Annotated in this window: 16 protein-coding genes and 1 tRNA gene; 5 read left to right on the top strand and 12 right to left on the bottom strand. The window is 72.9% G+C overall.

Features of this window, described 5'->3' with window-relative positions:
* Positions 1-152: 152 nt before the first annotated feature.
* The 11 genes from shc to BU198_RS16005 all read right to left on the bottom strand — a co-directional run bounded on the left by shc (position 153) and on the right by BU198_RS16005 (position 12688).
* The gene (shc, locus tag BU198_RS16055) at positions 153-2234 is read right to left on the bottom strand and encodes a squalene--hopene cyclase (RefSeq protein ID WP_411293198.1); all 2082 of its coding nucleotides are present in this window, start codon (positions 2232-2234) and stop codon (positions 153-155) included.
* 7 nt (positions 2235-2241) lie between these two features.
* The gene (locus BU198_RS16050; RefSeq protein WP_188297522.1) at positions 2242-3330 is read right to left on the bottom strand and encodes a polyprenyl synthetase family protein; all 1089 of its coding nucleotides are present in this window, start codon (positions 3328-3330) and stop codon (positions 2242-2244) included.
* A gap of 194 nt (positions 3331-3524) precedes the next feature.
* Entirely contained in the window at positions 3525-4958 is a 1434-nt protein-coding gene (gene hpnE, locus BU198_RS16045) for a hydroxysqualene dehydroxylase HpnE (protein WP_188297521.1), read from the bottom strand.
* A 127-nt stretch (positions 4959-5085) separates the two neighbouring features.
* Positions 5086-5943, bottom strand: coding sequence for a presqualene diphosphate synthase HpnD (hpnD, locus tag BU198_RS16040; RefSeq protein ID WP_188297446.1), 858 nt, complete (start codon positions 5941-5943; stop codon positions 5086-5088).
* A gap of 41 nt (positions 5944-5984) precedes the next feature.
* Positions 5985-6989 carry a squalene synthase HpnC gene (hpnC, locus tag BU198_RS16035; protein ID WP_411293196.1) on the bottom strand — a complete coding sequence of 335 codons (1005 nt, stop codon included), beginning with the start codon at positions 6987-6989 and terminating at the stop codon, positions 5985-5987.
* 203 nt (positions 6990-7192) lie between these two features.
* Positions 7193-8002 carry an ABC transporter ATP-binding protein gene (locus BU198_RS16030; protein WP_188297441.1) on the bottom strand — a complete coding sequence of 270 codons (810 nt, stop codon included), beginning with the start codon at positions 8000-8002 and terminating at the stop codon, positions 7193-7195.
* Positions 7995-8936, bottom strand: coding sequence for an ABC transporter permease (locus BU198_RS16025; protein WP_188297440.1), 942 nt, complete (start codon positions 8934-8936; stop codon positions 7995-7997). The genes BU198_RS16030 and BU198_RS16025 overlap by 8 nt, the downstream gene beginning before the upstream one ends.
* Positions 8937-9081: 145 nt before the next feature.
* Positions 9082-9981 carry a glycosyltransferase family 2 protein gene (locus BU198_RS16020; protein WP_188297439.1) on the bottom strand — a complete coding sequence of 300 codons (900 nt, stop codon included), beginning with the start codon at positions 9979-9981 and terminating at the stop codon, positions 9082-9084.
* Between the two features lie 73 nt (positions 9982-10054).
* A complete protein-coding gene (locus tag BU198_RS16015; RefSeq protein ID WP_188297444.1) occupies positions 10055-10792 on the bottom strand; it encodes a CDP-alcohol phosphatidyltransferase family protein in 738 nt (245 codons plus the stop codon).
* Between the two features lie 91 nt (positions 10793-10883).
* A complete protein-coding gene (locus BU198_RS16010; RefSeq protein ID WP_188297438.1) occupies positions 10884-11945 on the bottom strand; it encodes an iron-containing alcohol dehydrogenase family protein in 1062 nt (353 codons plus the stop codon).
* Positions 11933-12688, bottom strand: a complete 756-nt coding sequence (locus tag BU198_RS16005; RefSeq protein ID WP_188297437.1) for a sugar phosphate nucleotidyltransferase — start codon at positions 12686-12688, stop codon at positions 11933-11935. Before BU198_RS16005 ends, BU198_RS16010 begins: the two co-directional genes overlap by 13 nt.
* A 576-nt stretch (positions 12689-13264) precedes the next feature.
* On the opposite strand from BU198_RS16005, the gene idi reads away from it, so the two are divergent.
* Complete coding sequence (idi, locus tag BU198_RS16000) at positions 13265-13918, top strand: isopentenyl-diphosphate Delta-isomerase (protein ID WP_188297436.1); 654 nt, start codon at positions 13265-13267, stop codon at positions 13916-13918.
* An 88-nt stretch (positions 13919-14006) separates the two neighbouring features.
* Here the strand turns inward: idi and BU198_RS15995 are convergent, their stop codons facing one another.
* Positions 14007-14525, bottom strand: a complete 519-nt coding sequence (locus BU198_RS15995) for an ATP-binding protein (RefSeq protein ID WP_411293195.1) — start codon at positions 14523-14525, stop codon at positions 14007-14009.
* 413 nt (positions 14526-14938) lie between these two features.
* Between BU198_RS15995 and BU198_RS15990 the strand changes: the two genes are divergently transcribed.
* The 4 genes from BU198_RS15990 to BU198_RS15975 all read left to right on the top strand — a co-directional run bounded on the left by BU198_RS15990 (position 14939) and on the right by BU198_RS15975 (position 19305).
* Positions 14939-15023: transfer RNA gene (locus tag BU198_RS15990), tRNA-Leu, on the top strand.
* Positions 15024-15360: 337 nt separating this feature from the next.
* A complete protein-coding gene (locus BU198_RS15985) occupies positions 15361-17004 on the top strand; it encodes an APC family permease (protein ID WP_188297435.1) in 1644 nt (547 codons plus the stop codon).
* Between the two features lie 228 nt (positions 17005-17232).
* Positions 17233-17763, top strand: a complete 531-nt coding sequence (locus BU198_RS15980; RefSeq protein ID WP_411293197.1) for a DUF6624 domain-containing protein — start codon at positions 17233-17235, stop codon at positions 17761-17763.
* A gap of 114 nt (positions 17764-17877) precedes the next feature.
* Positions 17878-19305 carry an aldehyde dehydrogenase family protein gene (locus BU198_RS15975; protein WP_317620146.1) on the top strand — a complete coding sequence of 476 codons (1428 nt, stop codon included), beginning with the start codon at positions 17878-17880 and terminating at the stop codon, positions 19303-19305.
* The last annotated feature ends 159 nt before the right edge of the window (positions 19306-19464 follow it).

The following is a 19464-nucleotide window of genomic DNA, read 5'->3' as shown; positions in this document are numbered from 1 at the left end:
GAGCAGCCGCCGCACGGCCAGCCCGGCGCGCCGCCGGCCGACCCCGGTGCGCACCAGTACCGGGGACCCTCCGGCGGAGCCGCGCCAGTCACCGCCGCGCAGGGCCCACACCTCGGGGCCCAGGGCGCAGAGCACCAGCAGGGGGGCGGTGGTCACCGCGCCGCCCCGATCGGCGGGGTGCCGTCGGTCCGGATCGTGCCCGGCTCGCCGTTGAGGTAACGGCCGAGCGCGGTGATCGGGAAGACCAGCCGGTACAGGTGGTAGTTGATGGAGAAGTCCCACGGGAACCCGGTGCCGGTGAACTGCGGCTCGTCCCAGGTGCCCTCGGGCAGCTGGGTGCGCACCAGCCACTCCACGCCGCCTTCCACCGCCGGGTTGGCCCGGCCCTTCGGCCCCTCCCCCGCCGCGAGCAGCGCCATCAGCGCCCACGCGGTCTGCGAGGCGGTGGAGTCGCCGCGCCCGGCCCAGCGCGCCGGGTCGTCGTAGGAGCGCATGTCCTCGCCCCAGCCGCCGTCGGCGTTCTGCCGGTCCTCCAGCCAGCGAACCGCCCGGCGGATCGCCGGGTGCTCGTCCGGGACTCCGGCCGCCACCAGGGCGGGCAGCACCGAGCCGGTGCCGTAGATGTAGTTGGTGCCCCAGCGGCCGAACCAGGAGCCGTCCGCCTCCTGGTTGCGCAGCAGCCACTCGATGCCGCGCCGGGTCCTGGGGTCGCGGGAGCGGCCGGTCTCCGCGAGCATCTCCACCACGTGCGCGGTGACGTCGGCGGACGGCGGGTCGACCACCTCGCCGAAGTCGCAGAACGGCAGCTTGTTGGGCAGCGTGCTGGTGTTGTCCACGTCGAAGGCACCCCAGGCGCCGTTCTTGGACTGCATGCCGAGGTTCCACAGCACGCCCCGGTCCATCGCCGCGTCCACCTTGGCCTGGTCGGGGTGGGCGACCCTGCGCAGCGCCAGCACCACCTCGGCGGTGTCGTCGATGTCGGGGTAGGTCTCGTTCTCGAACTCGAAGGCCCAGCCGCCGGCGGGGAGCCCGGGCCGCTGGACGGCCCAGTCACCGCGCTTGCGGATCTCCTCGCCGAGCATCCAGTCGACGGAGGAGACCAGGGCCGGGTGGTCGGCCGGCACCCCGCCGTCGACCAGCGCGATGGTGGCCAGGCAGGTGTCCCAGACGGGCGACTGGCAGGCCTCCAGCCAGCGCTTGCCGTCCTCGGTGTGCACGGTGAAGCGGTCGAAGGAGGAGAGACCCGCCTTCATCACCGGGTGCTCCAGCTCGTAGCCCTCCAGGTGCAGGGCGATCAGCGAGTAGACGGCCGGGGGCTGGATGCCGCCCCAGCAGCCGTCGGCCTCCTGCCGTTCGACGATCCAGCGGCAGGCCTGCGCCACGGCGAGCCGGCGCAGCGGGCGGAAGGCCCGGCGGTGGTAGGCGTGCAGCGCCTTGTCGAGGCGCTCGAAGAGGCCGTCCCAGGTGTTGGCGGGGGCGAGCGGCCGGTGGGGGTACGGGTCGTCCGGGTCGGTGTGCAGCTCGGTGAGCGCGAAGGGGGCCGGACGGACCGGGCGGTGCGCCGAGACGACGGTCAGCGGGACGATGGTCTGCCGGGCCCAGCAGCCGAAGGCGTAGATGTTCAGCGGCAGCCACCTGGGCAGGAAGATGATCTCCGGCGGCATCTCGGGCAGCCGCTCCCAGGGCCACCAGCCGAACAGGGCGAGCCAGATCCGGGTGAACACCCGGGCGGCCGCGATGCCCCCTGCGGAGCGGACGTAGCGCGCGGCGGCCAGCATGTGCGGGGCGTTCGGGTCGTCTCCGGCCAGCTTGAGCGCGACGTACGCCTCGACGGTGGTGGACAGTTCGGGCGGCCCGCCGTGGAAGGTGCCCCAGGTGCCGTCCTCGCGCTGCTGGGAGCGGATCCACTCGGCGGTGGCCCTGGTCTGCTCCTCGGTGCGGATTCCCAGGAACTGGCGGAGCAGTAAGTCCTCGGCGTCCATGGTGACGTTGGTCTCCAGGTCGCCCTTCCACCAGCCTTCGGAGGACTGCAGCGAGAGCAGGTGGGTGGTGGCGCGGGCCAGGGCCTCCCGCGCGTCGGCCGGTCTGAGGTCAGCCTCACCGGCCGGCCGCAGCTGGTCGGTGTCCTCGGGCTGCCACCGCCCCGTACCCAGCAGGGCCGGGGGGCGGTCGCCCACCGCGACCGGCTCGGAATCGTACTCAGGGTCGAGCCGGCCGTCCGCGGTTGCTGTCAACGTAACGTCACCTCTCTCGTACCACCACGAATTCGGCGAGTGCGACGAAGTGCTCGCGCACCTCGTCGGTCATGGGCACCTCGTCCAGGGCGGCGAGGGCAGTCGTGTGCCGGCGGCGGGCCTCCTCCTGGGTCCAGGCACGGCCGCCGGCCTCCTCGATCAGCGCGGCCCGGGCGGCGAGCTCGGGCTCGCTCTCCTCTCCGCGTCCCTTGGGGTCGGCCAGTTGCTCGGCGAGCCGGCGCGAGGCGGCTCCGCCCTCGGCCAGCGCGGCGGCCACCGGCAGGGACTTCTTGCGCTGGCGCAGGTCTCCCCAGTGCGGCTTGCCGGTGACCTCGGTGGCACCCCAGATGCCGAGCAGGTCGTCCACCGCCTGGAAGGCCAGGCCCAGGTGGTGGCCGTAGCGCTGGAGCGCGTCGGAGACCTTGTCGTCGGCGCCGGCCAGGACCGCGCCGATCGCCGAGGCGGCGGCCAGCAGGGCCGCCGTCTTGCCGCCCTCCATCTCCAGGCACTCCGCGACGGTGACGCTGTCGCGCTGTTCGAAGGCGACGTCCATGGCCTGGCCGTCGATCAGCCGGCGGGTCGCCGTGGTGAGCAGCCGGACGGCCCGCGCGGCGTCGGTGGCGCTCGTGCCGCCGGTCACCGCGGCGTCGAGCAGCACCTCGGTGCCGAGCGTCGCCAGGGCGTCGCCGACCAGGATCGCCTGGGCCGGCCCGAAGACCGTCCAGGCGGTGGCCCGGTGCCGTCGGGTCTCGTCACCGTCCATCAGATCATCATGGAGGAGGGAGAAGTTGTGCACCAGTTCAACCGCGACCCCGCCCGGCACCCCCACCTCGGCCGCCGCGCCGGTGGCCCGGGCGGACAGCAGCGCCAGCGCCGGGCGCACGGCCTTGCCGCCGTCGCCGGTCACCGGGGTGCCGTCCCGGTCGATCCAGCCGAAGTGGTACGCGGCGACGGTGTCCATGGGTGCGGCCAAACGGGCGACGGCGGCCCGTAGCGGCGGAGTGCACAGCGTGCGGCTGCGGGCGAGCAGCTCCGGCACCGAGACCGGTTCGGCGTGCGCCGTGCCTCCGACGGCGAAGCCGGTGCGTGACTCCACGTGCGTTCCCTCTCCCTCGTGGTGCCGGACCGCACGTGGCGGCCGGGTGCCGTCGGTGCGGCTGGTGTCGAATCCTGTGGTGCCGGTGCGCGTGGTGCCGGTGCGGCCGCTCGGGCCGCTCCCGGTGGTTGCCCCGGTGCGCACGACGGTACGCCCGTCGGCTCTGGCGGGCTCTCCGGCGGCGGGGCCCGCCGTCACCTGGGCCACCTCCCGTCGCCGCGGTCCACCGGCATCCGGGTGCCGCCCGCGGCGAGCGCGGCGTCGGCCGCGGCGTGGCCGCTGCGCACGGCCCCCTCCATGGTCGCGGGCCAGCCGGTGGCCGTCCACGAGCCGGCCAGCAGCAGGCCGGGGACCCCGGTGCGGGCGGACGGGCGCAGCGCCCCGTTACCCGGGGCCGGGTCGAAGGTCGCGGTGCGCTCCCGGGTGACGAAGAAGTCCAGCACCTCGGCCCCGGCCGCGGCCGGCAGCAGCCGGCCCAGCTCGGGCAGGTAGCGGCGGCGCAGCTCGGCGACCGGCAGGTCGATCTCGTCCTGCGCGTCGGACTGCGACAGCGCCAGGTACTGGGCACCCGGATGGGCCCGGCCCAACGGGGTGGCGGCCAGCCCGGAGTGCGCGGTCCGGTCGAAGACCCACTGGACCGGGGAGCCGAGCGCGGCGAAGAACGGCCGGTGCAGCACCTTGCGGTCGTAGATCACGTGCACGTTGAGGATCGGCGCGGTGCCGAAGCCGGCCAGCCGGTCCTGTCCCGGGATCGCGTTCGGCGGCAGCAGCGCGGCCGCGCTGTCCTGGGCGCCCGCCAGGACGACGGTGTCGGCGGTGAGCAGTTCCCCGCTCTCCAGCCGGACGGCGTGCTGCGGCGCGGCCGGCTTGAGCTCGGCCACCCGGGCCCGCAGCAGCACCCGGACGCCGGCCCGCTCCAGCTCGGCGAGCGCCCGGTCGTGGTGGATGGTGCCGAGCGGGACGGCGGCGACGCCGATGTCGGAGGCGCCGGGGTCGGAGAGCAGGCCGGTCTTGAACACCATCCCGGCGAGCGCCATCGACACCTGGTCGGCCCTGGCGTTCAGGGTGGCGACGCCGACCAGGTCCCACAGCGCGGCCAGGGTGGCGGCGTTCTGCCCGTTGCGGCGCAGCCACTCTCCGAAGGAGATCCCGTCCAGCGCCGGGTCGGCGAGGTCCAGGCCCTTCAGGGCGAGCGCGCCGCGGACGACCCGGGCGCGGTCGGCCGGGGCCAGGTGCGGGTAGCGGGCCAGGCTGCCGGCCAGGTGCAGCGGGACGGGCAGGCCGGCCCGGCGCAGCCGCCCGAGGGTGCGCACCGGCGCGGCCTCGGGCCCGGTGACGGAGAGTACCGGGACGTCGAGGCGGTCCTGGAGGTGGACCAGCCGGGTGGCGCCGAGGCGCTCCAGCAGGCCGCGGTAGGCGGTGCAGCAGCGCAGGTAGACGTGCTGGCCGTTGTCGACGGTCAGCTCGCCGCGCTGGAAGGAGAAGGCCAGGCCGCCGAGCCGGGGCCGGCCCTCGGCGAGGGTGACCCGGTGGCCCGCCTCGGCGAGGCGCAGCGCGGTGGTGATCCCGGCGAGACCGCCGCCGACCACGACGGCGGCCGGGCGCGCGGCATCGGCTCGCCCGGTCATCGGCCCTCCCCCTCGCAGTCGGTGGACCGCCCGCAGGCGGTCGCTGAAGCCGGTACTCGTTCGGTCAACACGGAACTACCCACACGTGATTCCCCGCTGACACAGCGTGACAGAAGTGCGGTGAGAATCAAGAACGCCCCCCGGCGAGCCCGGAAAGCGCCACGTACGCCTTCTCCCAGCCCGGCAGCGAGACCCGGCCGCGCAGCACCGACTCCGGGTCTGCGGCGATCCGGCCGAGCAGCCGGTGGTAGATCCCGGCCATCGCGGCCGTGCAGGCGCGGCTGCGGCGGTCGAGCATCGGCAGCAGCCGCAGGCCCTCCTCGAAGGCGGCCTGGGCGCGGGCGGCCTCGAAGGCCACCAGGCCGGTGAAGTCCGCGCCGAGCGGCGGTCTGGGGAGGGCGAAGCCCTGCTCGCAGCCGAACCGGGCCAGGTCCTCGGTGGGCAGGTAGGTGCGGCCGTTCAGGGCGTCCTCGCGCAGGTCGCGCAGGATGTTGGTGAGCTGCAGGGCGAGGCCCAGGGTGTCCGCGTACTCCGCCCCGCGCTCGGGGTCGTCGCAGCCGTAGACGCCCAGCGAGAGCCGGCCGATCGCGCCGGCCACGCAGCGGCAGTAGACCTTCAGCTCCTCGTAGGTCTGGTACTCGGCGCCCTTGAGGTCCATCTCGACGCCGTCGATCAGTTCGTCGAAGCCGCCGAGCGGGATCGGGAAGCGCCGGGCCGCGTCGGCCAGGGCGACCTTGATCGGGTCGGTGTCGTCCTCGGCGACCACCCCGGAGCGGACCTCGTCCACCAGTTCCCGGGTGCGCAGCAGCGCCTCGGCCTTGCGGTCGTCCGGGAGGTCGCCGTCGCCGATGTCGTCCACCCGGCGGGCCAGGGCGTACAGGGCCGACATGGCCAGCCGCTTGGGTTCGGGCAGCAGCCTGATGCCGTAGCTGAAGTTGCGCGCCTGCAGCCCGGTGACTGCCTCGCAGTACCGGTACGCCGCCATGACCTGGGCCGACGCCAGTGGTGATGCCGCCACTCGGGCGTTCACCTTCCCTTCGCGAAGATGGCCGCCGCCCTCGCTGCGAGGCGGCGTCTGTCCGGCTTCGCCTGCTGTGCGAGTACGTCGTACCCGGCGTCCTCGACGGCCGCCAGGGCCGCGTAGCCGCCTGCGGTGAATCCCGCCAGGAGCAGTCGGAGCCTCCCCCGAACCGTACCTACCAATGGTGCGCCGCGATCGAGCAGGGTGCGGGCCCGCTCGACCTCGAAGGCGATCAGCTCGCGTACGGCGCCGTTCGCGGAGGGCGCGGCGAGGTCGGCCTCGGTGACGCCGAAGCGGGCGAGGTCCTCGGCGGGCAGGTAGATCCGGCCGTGGGAGAGGTCCTCGGCCACGTCCTGGAGGTGTTCGACCACCTGGAGGCCGCTGCACACGGCGTCGGAGAGTTCGATCCGCTCGGGGGTGGAGACGCCGGCGATGGCCAGCACCAGGCGGCCGACCGGGTCGGCGGAGAGCGTGCAGTAACCGATCAGGTCGTCGTAGGTGGCGTAGCGGGCGGTGGTCTGGTCCACCCGGTTGGCCTCGATCAGTCGGCGGAACGGCTCGGGGGTGAGGCCGTGGCGGTCGACCAGCGGGACGAGGGCGCTCAGCAGCGGGTGGCGGGGGCGGTCGGCGCCGGCTCCGGAACCGCCGGCGTTGCGCAGTGCGGTCTCGAACACCCGGTCGAGGTCCCGCTCCAGCCCGTCGAGCAGCGCGAGCCGGAAGGCGGTCTCCTGCGCGGTGGGCGGCCCCGACTGGTCCGAAGGGGTGGCGGGGGGCGTCCGCTCGACCCCGAGCAGGCGGGCGGTGGCGGCCGGGTCGGCCAGGTCGCCGTCGCCGGCGTCGTCGACCAGACGGGCGAAGCCGTACACCGCCATCAGGTCGCCGCGCCAGGCCGCGGGCAGGAAGAAGGGGGCGACCGGGAAGTTCTCCGCACCCGCCTTCTCCAGGGTCTGTCCCGCGGAAGGGTTCACCGGCGTTTCACTGGGCTGGGCCGAAGCCGACACTGCTGTCACTCCCCCGTTCTACACCGCTTGGCACGACCGGCCCGACTCGGACACGCGTCCGAGCGCGGGCGCGGCGCACGGCACAGCGCCCCCGCACCTACCAGCCTGGCACCACCGGGCGCGCCGGAGAAGAGCGCCCCGCCAGGGGGCCGCGGGCAGCACCAGGGGCCGGCCCCCGGAGATCCGGGACCGGCCCCTGTGCGGCACGGAGGCTACGGGCGCTCGCCGCGCTCGTAACGGCCGACGACCTCGTCGGTCGGGCCGTCCATGATCAGCTCGCCGGCCTCGATCCAGATCGTCCGCTCGCAGACCTCGCGGACCGAGTTGTTGTCGTGGCTGACCAGGAAGACCGTACCGGCGGACCCGCGCAGTTCCTCGATCCGCCGCTTGCTGCGCTGCTGGAAGGCCTGGTCGCCGGTGGCGAGGGCCTCGTCGATCAGCAGCACGTCGTGGGTCTTCGCGGCGGCGATCGAGAAGCGCAGCCGGGCGCCCATCCCGGAGGAGTAGGTGCGCATCGGCAGGGAGATGAAGTCGCCCTTGTCGTTGATGCCGGAGAAGTCGACGATCTCCTGGTAGCGCGCCCGGACCTGGGCCGGGCTCATGCCCATCGCCAGGCAGCCGAGGATGACGTTGCGCTCACCGGTGAGCTCGTTCATCAGTGCGGCGTTGACACCCAGCAGCGAGGGCTGGCCGTTGGTGTAGATGCCGCCCTTCTCGGTCGGCAGCAGGCCCGCGATGGCCGCCAGCATGGTCGACTTGCCGGAGCCGTTGGAGCCGATCAGACCGATCGCCTCACCCTTGTACGCGGTGAAGCTGATGCCCTTGACCGCGTGCACCTCGCGCACACCGGCCGAGCGCTTGCGCTTGATGATGCGGCTCAGCGCCGAGGTGGCGCTGCCCTTGCCGGAGCCGGCGCCGTGCACCCGGTAGACGATGTGCACGTCGTCGACGACGACGGTGGGCTCACGGGCCACGTCCGCGTCCCGCAGGGTGTCGCTCTTGCTCAGATCGAGGTCAGCCACGGCCGTACTCCTCCTCGGCCTTCCAGAAGAAGACGTATCCGACGACGAACATGCCGACGCCCCAGACGAGGGCGTACGCCCACTGGTGCGGCGGGAAGTTCTGGTGCACCGGCTGGTGCGGGTTGTAGATGACCGGCGCGAAGGCGTGCCGCAGCAGGTCCATGTAGATCGTGGCCGGGTTGAGCGACATCAGCGTCTGGATGTAGTGCGGCCACGTCTGGATCTTGTCCTGGATGCTGAACATCACACCGGAGAGGAACATCCAGGCGCGCATCACGAACGGGATCAGCTGGGAGATGTCGCTGGTCTTGGCGCCGATCCGGGCCATCACCAGGGAGACGCCGGTGTTGAAGAGCGTCTGGAGGAGCAGCGCCGGAATGATCAGCAGCCAGGTCCGGCCCGGGGTGACGCCGGCGGCGAGCACGGTGACGACCAGCACGACCATCGAGATCATCAGCTGCTGGAGCTGGATCACGGTGAAGGCGATCGGGAGGCTGGCCCGGGGGAAGTGCAGCGCCCGGATCAGCCCGAGGTTGTCGGAGATCGCCCGGGTGCCGGACTGCACGGCGTTCTGCGTGAACTGGAAGACGAAGACGCCGATGCACAGCCACGCGATGTACGTGTTGTCCGGGAAGCCCTGCTTGCTCGCCAGGATCACGCCGAAGACCAGGTAGAACACGGCGCAGTTGAGCAGCGGGGTCACGACCTGCCAGAGCTGGCCGAGCTTGGCGTCGGTGTACTGGGCCACCAGGCGGGCGGTGGCGAAGGCCCAGATGAAGTGGCGTCGGGCCCAGAGCTGCTTGGTGTAGGCGACCAGGCCGGGACGGGCACCGCTCACCGCCAGACCGTACTTCTCCGCAAGCTGCTTGGGGGTCAGGCCCGCGTCCACCCCCCTGGGGGTCGAGAGGCTGACGGGTTCACTCACTGTCGACACATTCGTCCTTCACGCGGGATCGGTCGGGGCGGCCGGTCGGCGGGGGTCCGCCGGCCGTGCGCCGATGGGGATCCACTGGGGTCTCGGGGAAGCCGGCCGGTGTGTGGTCACCGGCCGAGGCGATCGATCATTCGACCTGATGCGATCAGATGATCGGTGGTCGGCCCAGCCTGGTCAGTCGCCAGACGGTACGCCACCGCATGGGCCGCCGCGGACCGCAGGGTTCGCGCCAGCCCGCCCGGAATCCGCCCCACCAGGCCTTCAGCGCCTCGGGGGAGGGGCGTCGGGCCAGGGTCAGCAGGAACCAGGTTCCCAGATAGAGAGGCACCAACAGGGCCGGAAGGTTCCGCCTCGCGAGCCAGACCCGGTTCCGGGCCACGTTGTGGAAGTAGCTGGCGTGGCGGGCGGGCGAGGTCGTGGGGTGGTGCAGCACCACGTCCGCCCGGTAGTCGATGGCCCAGCCGGCGTCCAGCGCGCGCCACGCGAGGTCGGTCTCCTCGTGGGCGTAGAAGAACTCGGCGGGCAGCTGCCCGGCCTGCTCGAACACCTTGCAGCGCACCGCGCTCGCGCCGCCCAGGAAGGTGGTCACCCGGGAGGAGTGCAGCGGGTCGCTGGCGCGCAGCCGGGGGACGTGCCGGCGCTGGGTGACCCCGGTGTCCGGGTCGGCGATCCGGAAGGAGACGATGCCCAGTTCCGGGTCGGCGGTGAAGGCCTCGCGCAGCAGCCTGGCCGAGTCGGTGCGCGGCAGGTTGCCGTCGTCGTCCAGGAAGAGGACGGCGTCGACCTCCCGGCCGTCCGGGCCGAACAGCTCGATGCCGACGTTGCGGCCGCCCGGGATGCCGAGGTTCTCCGGCAGCTCGACGGCGCGCACGCCCTCCGGCAGCGGCGGCAGCGGCGCTCCGTTGCCGACCACGGCCAGCTCGACCGCGGGGCCCTCCTGGGCGCGGACGGCTTCGATCAGGGCGTTGAGCTCGGCGGGCCGGTTGCCCATGGTGATGATCACGGCGCCGAGGCGGAAGTCCTCCGCAGTGCCCGCCGCGTTCATGCGCCCACCTCGCTCCGCCCGGCGGGGGCGTTCACCCACGCGCGCCTGTCGGTCATTCGCTCGCTCCGCCCGCTCATCGCAGCCTGCTGGAGAGGACGATGCTCAGCAGGTGCAGCACGGTCTGGAGCATCGCGATCGCCGCCAGGACGACCACCGCGAGCCGGGTGAAGAGCAGCCCGCCGTGCACGGCGTCGGCGACCCCGGCGGCCAGGATGAACAGCGAGGCCTCGACCGCGCCGACCAGGCGGTGGAACTTCAGGAGGGAGGCCGCCTTGCGGGCCTTGGCGACGGAGGAGGACCGGGGCACCGAGGCGCTGTCCTCGACGGCCGTCAGGCCGCTGCGGGCCCTGGCCACGTCCACCAGGTCGGTCTCGGACTTGATCAGGATCGCGCCGAGCGCGGCCAGCGTGCCGAGGAAGGCCCACTCCCAGTGCGAGCCGCTGCCCTCGCGGTGCAGCAGGTCGGTGGCGCGCAGGCCGAGACCGGTCAGCAGGGCCGCCTCGGACATGTAGTGGCCGACCCGGTCCAGGTAGACGCCGGTGAGCGAGGTCTGCCGGCGCCAGCGGGCCACCTCGCCGTCCACGCAGTCCAGCAGCAGGTAGACCTGGATCAGCACGGCGCCCAGGACCGCGCCCGCGATGCCCGGCACGACCAGCGCGGCACCGGCCAGGATGCCGGTGAACATCATCAGGTACGTCAGGCCGTTGGGCGTGATCGCCGTCATGGTGGAGAGCACGCGGGTGATCCGCAGCGAGATCTTCCGCATGTACAGGCGTCCGGCCCAGTGCTCGGCGCTGCGGCGCTGGAGCATCCCCTCCGGGTGGATCACCGCGCGCAGCTCCTCTGTCGAGGGCCGGCGGGTCAGGTCCACCGGGGGCCGTTGGGCGCCCGCGGTGGAGGGGTCAGCTGTTGACGGCTTGGACATAGTCGGCGTACGCGTCCCTGATTGCGGAAGGGGAGAGGTCGAGGTGTTCGAGGATGGTGAAGCGCCCCGGTCGGGTGTTCGGAGCGTAGTGCACCGCTTCGGTGAACTCCGCCTCCGTGAAGCCGATCTGAGCTGCGGTCACCGGCAGTCCGTGGCTCGCCAGGCGCTCCACGATCAGACCGGTCAGCTCACGCTCGCCCCGCAGGAAGCTGGCGAAGGCGGCGCCGAGGCCGACCTGTTCGCCGTGCTGGGCGGACCGCTTGGGGTACAGCACGTCCAGGGCATGCGAGATCTCGTGGCAGGCGCCCGACGAGGGCCGGGTGCTGCCAGCGATGTTCATCGCGATGCCGGACAGTACCAGGGCCTCCGCCAGCGCCGTCAGGAGGTCCTGGTCCTGCGTGCTTCCCGGGTGCCGCAGCAGGTTCTCGCCCGCCGAGCGGGCCATCGCGACGGCCAGCCCGTCCACCGGCTCACCGGTCACCGCGTGCGACAACTCCCAGTCCGCGCAGGCGGAGATGTTGGAGACGACGTCGCCCACGCCGGCCGCCACGAAGCGCTGCGGGGCCTGCCGGATCACGTCCAGGTCGACCACGATGCCGATCGGGCTGGGCACCCCGTACGAGCCGCGGCCGGCGTCGTTGTCCAGGGTGGAGACCGGGGAGCAGATGCCGTCGTGGGCCAGGTTGGTGGCGACCGCGACCAACGGCAGGCCGACCCGGGCCGCGGCGTACTTGGCGGCGTCGATGATCTTGCCGCCGCCGAGGCCGACGATCGCGTCGTAGTGCCCGCCGCGCATCGCCTCGGCCAGCCGCACCGCGCTGTCCAGGCTGCCGTCGTCCACGTTGTACCAGTCGGCGCCGGGCAGGGCCGGCTCCAGGCGGCGCCGCATGGCCGCGCCGGAGCCGTTGCTGATCGCCACCGCGATCCGGCCCGAGGCCGACAGCCGCTGGTCCGCGAGGATGCCGCCGAGCGCGTCCAGCGCGCCCGGGCGGATCTCGACGAACAGCGGCGACGGGACCAGTCGGGTCAGTACCGGCACGCGATCTCCCGCGCCTTCTCCAGGTCGTCGTGGTTGTCGACCTCGACCCAGGAGACCTCGCCGATCGGCTGCACGTCGATCCGCAGACCCCGGTTCACCATCTCCTGGTAGCCGTCCTCGTAGTACAGCTGCGGGTCGCGCTCGTAGGTGGCGCGCAGCGCGTCCGTCAGATCGGCGGCCGCGGACGGGTTGATCACGGTGAGTCCGATGTACTCGCCGCTCGCCTCGGCCGGGTCCATCAGCTTGGTGATGCGGCGCATGCCGGCGGCCGGGTCGACGACGACCTTCATCTCCTCGTCGGCGAGCTTCTTCACCGTGTCGAGGGCGAGCAGGATGCCGGGGGCGGTGCCGTTCTCGGTCAGGCGCCGGTTGCCCTCCAGCATGGTGCGCTGCACGGAGGCCGGGTGGACGGTGTCGCCGTTGGCGAGCAGCAGGCCCTCGGCGAACAGCTCACGGGCGCACCAGAGCGAGTAGGCGTTGTTCCACTCCTCGGCCTTGTCGTTCTCGACCAGGTGGAGCTTGACGCCGTACTTGCTCTCCAGGGCGTCCTTGCGGTCGTACACCGCCTCCTTGCGGTAGCCGACGACTATCGCGGCGTCGCGCAGTCCGACCTCGGCGAAGTTGCCGAGGGTGAGGTCCAGGACGGTCCGCTCCCCGTCGACCGGCACCAGCGCCTTGGGCAGGGTGTCGGTGTACGGGCGCAGCCGGCGGCCGGCGCCGGCTGCCAGAACGAGGCCGATCATGCGGGTCTCCTGATCCGTCGTGCTGTGCGCGGCGACCGTGCCGATGGCGGCGCCGCGGTTAGTCCGGAACGGTGTTCGACCGGGCCGGGCGGCGACGCGCCGGTGCCGGCACGGATCCGGGCACCGTGTCGTATGTGATGGTAGGCGACCGGGGCGACCGGCCAGAACGCACCCGGAGCACCCGGGCCGACGACGGGCGGGCCCGGAGCCCGCCCACGGCCCGCCGGGGAGCCGTCCGGAGGACGGACCCGGGGCAGGCTCGGGGCGGGCCGTGCGCGGACCCGGACTCCGCGGGGAGGGGACGCCGAGCCGGTCGAACAGAATTCGAACGCACGCCGAACGATTCTGCGAATCCGGTGACCCTTACGGAGGCTTTCCGGACCTTTCCCTGCCCGGTTTCCGACTTCTCCAGGTCATGATCCGCCCGGTTGTGCGTGGGACCCCTGCCGAGTGCCACCCATACGGCAGACTGGAGCCCGACGCCGGCGCCGGTGCCCCAGCTGTGTCCGCCGCACTCCACCCGGTGTGTCGGAGACACCCGATGCTCCCGTTGCTCCCGCTCCCGAAAGAGGCCCCATGCCCCAGAGTCTGCCGACCGACCCGACGCACTTCGCCGCCGAGATCGACACCGGTCTCGACGTGGAGACCGATGTGTCGGTCGACCCCCGGGCCACCGGGTCCGCCCAGGCCGGGGCCGAGATCCTGCTGGAACTGGTCGACGACGAGGGCGTCACCATCGGCACCGCCGAGAAGCTCTGGGCCCACCAGCAGCCGGGCCGGCTGCACCGGGCGTTCTCGGTCTTCCTGTTCGACCGCCAGGGCCGGCTGCTGCTCCAGCGCCGGGCCCTCGGGAAGTACCACTCCCCCGGCGTCTGGTCGAACACCTGCTGCGGCCACCCGTACCCGGACGAGCCGCCGTTCGTCGCCGCCGCCCGGCGCACCGCCGAGGAGCTGGGCGTCGCACCGGCACTGCTGTGCGAGGCGGGCACCGTCCGCTACGACCTGCCGGACGAGGCCTCCGGGCTGATCGAGCGGGAGTGGAACCACCTGTTCGTGGGCCTGGTCACCGCACCGGTCGAGCCCGACCCCGAGGAGGTCGACGACTTCGCCTTCGTGACCTCGCAGGAGCTGGGGGAGCTGCGGGCGGAGCGGCCGTTCTCGGTCTGGTTCGAGACGGTCTTCGAGGCCGCACTGCCGGGCATCCGGGAGATCGCCGGGCGGGACTGGTAGTCCGGCCGCTCCGGCTGCCGGCCGGCCGCTCCTGGCCATCCCTGACCGCTCCGGCCGCCCTGACCGCTCCCGGGCCCGGCCCGGCCGGTCAGCGGCCGGGCTCCGGGGGGACGGGCAGCGAGGCCCAGATGACCTTGCCGCCCTCCCCCGTGCGTTCGACGTCGCACACCCCGCCGGCCTGGAGGGTGACGCTCTTCACCAGCAGCAGCCCCCGCCCGCCGGTGCTCCCGGTGTCGTTCTCCAGCGCCTTCGGCCGGTACGGGTCCCCGTCCTCGACCGACACCCGCACCCAGGACCGGCCCACCGACAGCTCGGTGACCACCTGGGGCGACAGCTCGGCGGCGTGCGTCACCGCGTTGCTCACCAGCTCCGAGACGATCAGCAGCAGGTCGTCCACCAGCTCCTGGAAGCGCTCCCCGGTCATGCCCTGCTCCAGCAGGCGGTCGCGCACCGCGTGCCGGGTGAGCGGCACCGAAGCCTCGGTGGCGGGCACCGGGAAGCGCCACGCGCCCTCGGCCGGGCCTCCGGGGGCCGCGGCGTCGCCCGGCCCCCCGCCCCGCCTGCCGCGTCTCGGTTCGGCCTTCGCCGCACCGCTGATCTGCTCCACGTCCAGCCGCCCTTCGTCCGCGACCCGGGAATCAGGCGATCCGCTTCATGGCGCCCTCGGTCCACAGAGGCTAGGAGAGCCGTCGCGACGGCCGTGGCACCGTCGACAAGTTGCCCGTGTCGGACCGGTTCCGGCCGGAACCGACCACGGGCGGCGCCGGAGTCGACCGGTTCCTTCGCGGACACCACCGCTTGGGGCGGGATTCGAGCGCGTTCCCAGGCCGTACCAACCTGTACGGACGGGGCGCGGTGGGGTCCTGCGGCGCCTGCGGGCACGGTGGTCCCGTCGGCCCCGGAAACAGGATGTCCGGTCGCGCGGCCCCGTGGAAGCGCAGGTGAGAAGCACTCCAGAACCCTGGTAATGTTCTCTCTGTCGCCGAGGGGGCGAGCAAAAATCCCCGAAGCACACACCCGGTCCGGGTGGCGGAATGGCAGACGCGCTAGCTTGAGGTGCTAGTGCCCTTTATCGGGCGTGGGGGTTCAAGTCCCCCCTCGGACACAGCCGAATTCCCCGTGGAAGCCGAAAGGCGACCACGGGGAATTTGCTTTTTCCGGGCCGCCCCTTTTTCCCGGGCCGAACCCGGCCGGCCACCATCCCCGGCCACCGCCCCGTGCGGGCACTGCCCCGTCCGGACACTGTGCCGTCCGTCTCAACATCGGGCCGAATCCACCCGAATGGCGGACACGAGATGGCAACAATCGGATGGTTTGAGCTTCCCCTGAGGTTTTCGCCCGTTTTCGGACCATAGGCTGCTCTCCGTTTGTCCGAAATACCGACTCAAAATCGCAAAAACACCGACACCACCCGATGAACCACGAGCGAGAGGACCGATACGTTGAGTGAGCCCGAATCGTCGACGGCATCACACCAGAACTACCGGCGATCGCTCGGCACCATCAGCCTGACCGCGGTCGGGCTGGGGTCGATCATCGGTTCCGGCTGGTTGTTCGGTGCCGAGCGGGCCGCCAGGCTCGCCGGCCCCGCCTCGATCCTCGCCTGGGTGATCGGTGCCGCGGTGGCGCTGACCATCGCCCTCACCTACAGCGAGCTGGGCTCGATGTTCCCCAAGGCCGGCGGCATGGTCCGGTACGGCCAGTACTCGCACGGCTCGCTGGCCGGCTACCTGGCCGCCTGGGCCAACTGGATCGCCATCGTCTCGGTCATCCCGGGTGAGGCCACCGCCTCCGTCCAGTACATGAGCTCCTGGCACTTCGGCTGGGCACAGGGGCTGTACGACGGCAAGGAGCTGACCCTCAGCGGCGTGGCGCTCGCCAGCGTGCTGCTGCTCGTCTACTTCGCCCTGAACTGGTTCGCGATCACGCTGTTCGCCAAGACCAACACGGCGATCACCGTCTTCAAGGTCGTCGTCCCGACGCTGACCGCCGGTGCGCTGCTCTTCGCGCACTTCGACACCGCCCACTTCACCGACCACGGCGGCTTCGCGCCGAACGGCTGGAGCGCGGTGTTCACCGCCGTCGCGGTCTCCGGGATCGTCTGGGCCTTCAACGGCTTCCAGTCCCCGCTCAACCTGGCCGGCGAGGCCAGGAACCCCGGCAAGTCGCTGCCGAAGGCCGTCATCGGCTCGATCCTGATCGCCCTGGTGATCTACGTCGCGCTGCAGATCGCCTTCCTCGGCGCCATCCCCGCCGGCGACCTGGCGAACGGCTGGAGCAACCTCTCCTACACCTCGCCGCTGGCCGACCTGGCCATCGCCTGGGGCCTCAACTGGCTGGCGATCACGCTGTACGCGGACGCCTTCATCTCGCCGTCCGGCACCGGCATGATCTACGCCGCCACCACCTCGCGCATGATCCACGGCGTCCAGGAGAACGGCCACCTGCCGAAGATCTTCGGCAGGGTCGACGCCAAGACCGGCATCCCCCGCCCGGCGCTGGTGCTCAACCTGGTCGTCGCCTTCCTGTTCCTCGCGGTCTTCCGCGGCTGGGGCTCGCTGGCCGAGATCGTCTCGGTGGCCACCGTGATCTCGTACGTCACAGGACCGGTCGCCGTGATGGCGCTGCGCCGCCTGGCCCCGGACCTGCCCCGGCCGGTCCGGCTGCGCGCCATGCCGGTGATCGCTCCGGTCGCGATGGTCTTCGGCTCGCTGGTGCTCTACTGGGCCCGCTGGCCGCTCACCGGCAAGGTCATCCTGCTGATGGCCGCCGGTCTGCCGATCTGGGCCTGGTACGAGCTGCGCAAGTCGTTCGCCGAGCTCAAGCCGCACCTGAAGGCGGGCGCCTGGATGGTCGCCTACCTGTTCGTGATGGCCGGGGTCTCCTGGGCGGGCAGTTCCGACTTCGGCGGGCACGGGTACCTGCCGGGGGGCTGGGACCTGCTGATCGTCGCCGCGATCGGGCTCGCGTTCTACCGCTGGGGCGTCGCCAGCGCCTGGGCCAACCCCTCGCTGGCCGCGGTCCGCGAGGAGCTGGAGGCCGAGGCCGCGGCGACGGCCGCCGCCACGGAGCCCTCGCGGGTCTGAGCGTCGCGCCGAATCGCACGGTGAAGGGCCGGTCGGAATCCTCCGACCGGCCCTTCGGCGTCCGCGGCGGGCACGAGCCGCGCTCCGTTCCCGCCGTGCGTCCATTCTGCCGTGGAGGTGGCCCCCTGGTCACCGTCCTCGGGGATGATCTTCGTCGTGGGCTCCGCGCCTACCGTGGTCGCGGGCGGTCCTCGGCAGGGAGGGCCCGAAGGCGAGGAGTGGCTCGGCATGGCACGAGGAGCGGATCGGCCGGACGGCGGGCCCGGGTCGGCGCCGGCCGAGGAGCTGGTCGGGATGATGGCCGAGGACGGCGCGGCCGCCCTGCTGGCGAACAGCCCCGACCTGGCCGAACAGGCGGCCTGGCGGCGGCTCACCGCCCGGCACGGGGACCGGCTCGCGGAGATCATGGCGGAGCACGGCTGGCCGACCGAGCGCACGCTCGGCGCCGAGGCCGCCCGGGCGGCGTGGCTGGTCGCGCAGCACGCCGACCGGCAGCTCGACGTCCAGCGGCGAGCGGCGGCACTGCTGGGCGAGGCGGTCGCCCGGGGTGAGGCGAGCGCCCGTGACCTGGCGTTCCTCCGGGACCGGCTGGCGGTCAACGAGGGCCGGGAGCAGCGCTACGGGACGCAGATCGGCGCGGTGGCGGACGGCCGCCCGGTGCCGTGGCCGTGCGAGGACCCGGAGCGGCTGGACGAGCGGCGCGCGGAGGTGGGCATCGAGCCGTTCGACGAGTACACCGCGCGGTTCGCTCCGAAGTAACCGTCAGGTCCGCCGGTCGGGATTGACTCTTGCGCGCGGCCGCCCGCGCCGCATTGACTGACCTTCGACTAGCGCTGCTAGTTAAAGGCGGCTGAGCGGATGAGAGGACGATCGGTGCGGCAGTACGCGGAGTACAGCGACCAGTACATCGACGGCGAATGGCGGCCGTCCGGGGACACCGGGTCGGTACCCGTGCTGAACCCGGCGACCGAGCAGGTGCTGGCCACGGTGCCGGCCGGCGGCCCGGCCGACGTCGACGCCGCGGTGACGGCGGCCCGCCGGGCGGCCCGCGGCTGGGGCGCGACCACCCGCGAGGAGCGGCTCGCGCTGCTGACCCGGCTCCGGGACGGGATCGCCGCCGCCCAGGGCGAGATCACCGAGACGGTCGTCGCCGAGCTGGGCGCTCCGGTCGGCTTCGCCGGGGCCGTGCACGCCGGGCTGCCGCTCGCCGTGGCGACCTCCTGCCTGGCCCTGCTCGCCGACCACCCGTTCGAGGAGCGGATCGGCAACTCGGTGGTGCACGCCGAGCCGGCCGGCGTGGTCGCGGCGGTCACGCCGTGGAACTACCCGCTGCACCAGATCGTGGCCAAGGCCGTCCCCGCGCTGGCGGCCGGCTGCCCGGTGGTCCTCAAGCCGGCCGAGGACACCCCGCTGGTGGCCCGGCTGTTCGCCCGGCTGGTGCACGAGTCCGGGTTCCCCGCGGGCGTGTTCAACCTGGTGACCGGCACCGGGGCGGTGGCGGGCGCGGCGCTCGTCGGGCACCCGGAGGTGGACGTGGTCTCGTTCACCGGCTCCACCGCCGTCGGGCAGCAGGTCGCCGAGACGGCGGGCCGGGGGCTGAAGCGGGTCTCCCTGGAACTGGGCGGCAAGTCGGCCAACGTGGTGCTGCCGGGCGCCGACCTGGCCCGCGCGGTCAAGGTGAACGTCGCCAACGTCTTCGCCAACTCGGGCCAGACCTGTAGCGCGCTGACCCGGCTGCTGGTGCACGAGGACCAGTACGAGGAGGCGGTCGCCAGGGCCGAGGAGGTGGCCGCCCGGTACCAGCCCGGCGACCCGGCCGACCCGCAGACCCGGATCGGCCCGCTGGTCAACGCCAGGCAGCTGGCCCGGGTGCGCGGCTACATCGACGGCGCGCTGGCCGAGGGCGCCCGGCTGATCGTCGGCGGCTCGGAACCGGTCGCCGAGCTGCCCACCGGCTACTACGTCCGCCCGACCGTGCTCGCCGACGTGACCCCGGAGATGACGGTCGCCCAGGAGGAGGTGTTCGGCCCGGTCCTGGCGATCCTCCGCTACCGGGACGAGGAGCACGCCGCCGAGCTGGCCAACGGCACCCCGTACGGCCTGTCCGGTGGCGTCTGGGCCCGCGACACCGACACCGCCGCCGCCTTCGCGCGCCGCCTCGACACCGGCCAGGTCGACCTCAACGGCGGCCGCTTCAATCCGCTCGCGCCCTTCGGCGGCTACAAGAGCTCGGGGCTCGGCCGGGAGCTGGGCCGCCACGGGCTGGAGGAGTTCCTCCAGTACAAGTCCCTGCAGTACTAGCGGAATCGGGCCGCGTGAGGGGGCGGCGGGAAGGACCGCGGCCCGGCACCCGGGGCCGTCGAGCGGAGGTTCGACGGCCCCGGGCGGCCTGTCCGCCGCTGTGCCGGCCGCGGGCGGCGGTGGCCGGGCCCCGGCGGTCTGCGTGCCGCCTGCGTACGG

The sequence above is a fragment of the Streptomyces sp. CBMA156 genome (assembly GCF_014596515.1).
Taxonomy (GTDB): Bacteria; Actinomycetota; Actinomycetes; order Streptomycetales; family Streptomycetaceae; genus Kitasatospora.
The sequence above is the reverse complement of the archived record's forward strand: the minus strand, read 5'-3'. Positions and strand labels throughout refer to the sequence as shown.